Origin of the sequence: Kocuria sp. NPDC057446 (assembly GCF_042802875.1) — a bacterium.
Taxonomy (GTDB): Bacteria; Actinomycetota; Actinomycetes; order Actinomycetales; family Micrococcaceae; genus Kocuria.
Genome location: NZ_JBHVDI010000255.1, coordinates 1 through 2840, shown reverse-complemented (window position 1 = coordinate 2840; position 2840 = coordinate 1). Strand labels below are relative to the sequence as shown.

Below are 2840 nucleotides of genomic sequence, written 5' to 3'. Positions count from 1 at the left end.
CTCCCGTAGACTGGAGCGGGTGCCGGGCACCCCCCCCATCAGTCCCAAGCACGGCAGTCGAACACGAGGAGCGTGTGCACGTGGCGTCATTCCTGGAGAAAGTCCTCAGGACCGGTGACAAGAAGGTCCTGACGAGGCTGCGGTCCTACACGACCGCCATCAACAGCCTCGAGGACGGTTTCCGGGAGCTCAGCGACGCGGAGCTGCGCGCCGAGACGGACGCGTTCCGCGCCCGGGTCGCCGACGGCGAGTCCCTGGACCGGCTGCTGCCCGAGGCCTTCGCCGTGGTCCGGGAGGCCGCCTCCCGCACCCTGGGGCAGCGCCACTACGACGTCCAGCTCATGGGCGGCGCCGCCCTGCACCTCGGGAACATCGCCGAGATGAAGACCGGTGAGGGCAAGACCCTCGTGGCCACGGCCCCGGCCTACCTCAACGCCCTCTCCGGCAAGGGCGTCCACGTCGTCACCGTGAACGACTACCTGGCCGAGTACCAGGCGAACCTCATGGGCCGCGTCTACCGCTTCCTGGGCATGGAGACCGGCGTGGTGCTGGCCAACCAGGACCCGGCGACCCGCCGGCAGCAGTACGTCGCGGACATCACGTACGGCACGAACAACGAGTTCGGCTTCGACTACCTCCGCGACAACATGGCGTGGAGCCCCGACGAACTCGTGCAGCGCGGCCACAACTTCGCGGTCGTCGACGAAGTGGACTCCATCCTGATCGACGAGGCCCGCACCCCGCTCATCATCTCCGGGCCCGCCTCCGGCGAGGCCAACCGGTGGTACACCGAGTTCGGCCGTCTCGTGCAGCGCCTCGACGCGGGCACCGACTACGAGGTCGACGAGAAGAAGCGCACCGTCGGGGTGCTCGAGTCCGGGATCGAGAAGGTCGAGGACTGGCTCGGCATCGACAACCTCTACGAGGCCCAGAACACGCCGCTCATCGGCTTCCTGAACAACGCCATCAAGGCCAAGGAGCTCTTCCGCGCCAACAAGGACTACGTGGTGCTCAAGGGCGAGGTCATGATCGTCGACGAGCACACCGGGCGCATCCTCGCGGGACGCCGCTACAACGAGGGCATGCACCAGGCCATCGAGGCGAAGGAGGGCGTCGAGATCAAGGCGGAGAACCAGACCCTCGCCACGGTCACGCTGCAGAACTACTTCCGCCTCTACGACAAGCTCTCGGGCATGACCGGAACCGCCGAGACCGAGGCCGCGGAGTTCATGAACACCTACGGGCTGGGGGTCGTGTCCATCGAGACCCACCGTCCCCTCGCCCGCATCGACCGCCCCGACCTCGTCTACAAGAACGAGGTCGCGAAGTTCGCCGCGGTGGTCAAGGACATCGAGGAGCGGCACGCGAAGGGGCAGCCGGTCCTCGTGGGGACCGTCTCGGTCGAGAAGAGCGAGTACCTCTCGAAGCTGCTCGCCCAGCGCGGCGTCCGCCACGAGGTGCTCAACGCGAAGAACCACGCCCGGGAGGCCGCGATCGTCGCGCAGGCCGGCCGCAAGGGCGCGGTGACCGTGGCCACCAACATGGCCGGTCGCGGCACCGACATCATGCTCGGCGGCAACGCCGAGTTCAACGCCGTGGACCGGATGCGGGAGAAGGGCCTGGACCCCCAGCGGGACGCGGAGGAGTACGAGCGCGTGTGGCCGGACGTGGTCGCCGCCTGCGAGGAGGAGACCCGCGCCGAGCACCAGGAGGTGGTCGCCGTCGGCGGTCTCTACGTCCTGGGCACCGAGCGCCACGAGTCCCGGCGCATCGACAACCAGCTGCGCGGACGCTCCGGGCGCCAGGGCGACCCGGGCGAGTCCCGCTTCTACCTCTCCCTCGCGGACGACCTCATGCGGCTGTTCAACGCCGGTGCCGCTCAGCGACTCATGGCCGGTGCGCCGGACGACACCGCTCTCGAGCACAAGATCGTCTCGCGGGCCATCGCCTCGGCGCAGAGCCAGGTCGAGGGGCGCAATGCCGAGCAGCGCAAGAACGTCCTCAAGTACGACGACGTCCTCAACCGCCAGCGCGAGGCGGTCTACCGCGACCGCCGCCGGGTCCTCGAGGGCGACGACCTGCAGGAGCAGATCGTCCAGTTCGTCGACGAGGTCGTGACGTCCACGGTCGAGGACCGCACCGCGGTCGGCCACCCCGAGGACTGGGACCTCGACGGTCTGTGGGAGTCCCTGCGCACCATCTATCCCGTGACCCTGTCGGTCGACGAGGTCGTCGAGGAGGCCGGCGGCCGCACGCGGCTCACGGCCGAGTTCCTGCGCGAGCAGATCCTCTCCGACGCCCGCCTGGTCTACGACCAGCGGGAGGAGGAGGTCGGCGCCGAAGCCATGCGCAACCTCGAGCGGCGGGTGCTGCTGTCGGTCATCGGGCGCAAGTGGCCCGAGCACCTCTACGAGATGGACTACCTCAAGGAGGGCATCGGCCTGCGCGCCATGGCCCAGCGCGACCCGCTCGTGGAGTACCAGCGCGAGGGCTACGCGATGTTCCAGGAAATGATGGGCGCGATCCGCGAGGAGACGGTCTCGACCCTGTACCGGATGGAGATCCGCCGTCAGCGCGTGGGCGCCGACGGCGGACCCGTGGACCTGCAGATCCCGCGCCAGCCCAGCTTCCTGCAGTACACGGCGCCCGCCGAGACCGGCGGCACGCAGACCCGCACGGAGCCCACCGGGGCGGGGGGCGCGGAGGACGGGGAGGACGCCGCCGAGGCCGCCCCGAACCGGGCCGGGCGCCGTGCCCGGGCCCGTGCGGCCAGCGCCGAGTCCGCCGAGGGCTGAGCCCTCCGGCGATCGTGCACCCCGAGGGCCGCGCACTCCACGGAG

The 2840-nt window shown here is 70.0% G+C and carries 1 protein-coding gene; it reads left to right on the top strand.

The window, feature by feature from the left end; translation table 11 throughout:
- The first annotated feature begins 80 nt into the window (after positions 1 to 80).
- Complete coding sequence (gene secA, locus ACFU0Y_RS17780) at positions 81 to 2795, top strand: preprotein translocase subunit SecA (RefSeq protein ID WP_380216234.1); 2715 nt, start codon at positions 81 to 83, stop codon at positions 2793 to 2795.
- Positions 2796 to 2840: the final 45 nt, after the last annotated feature.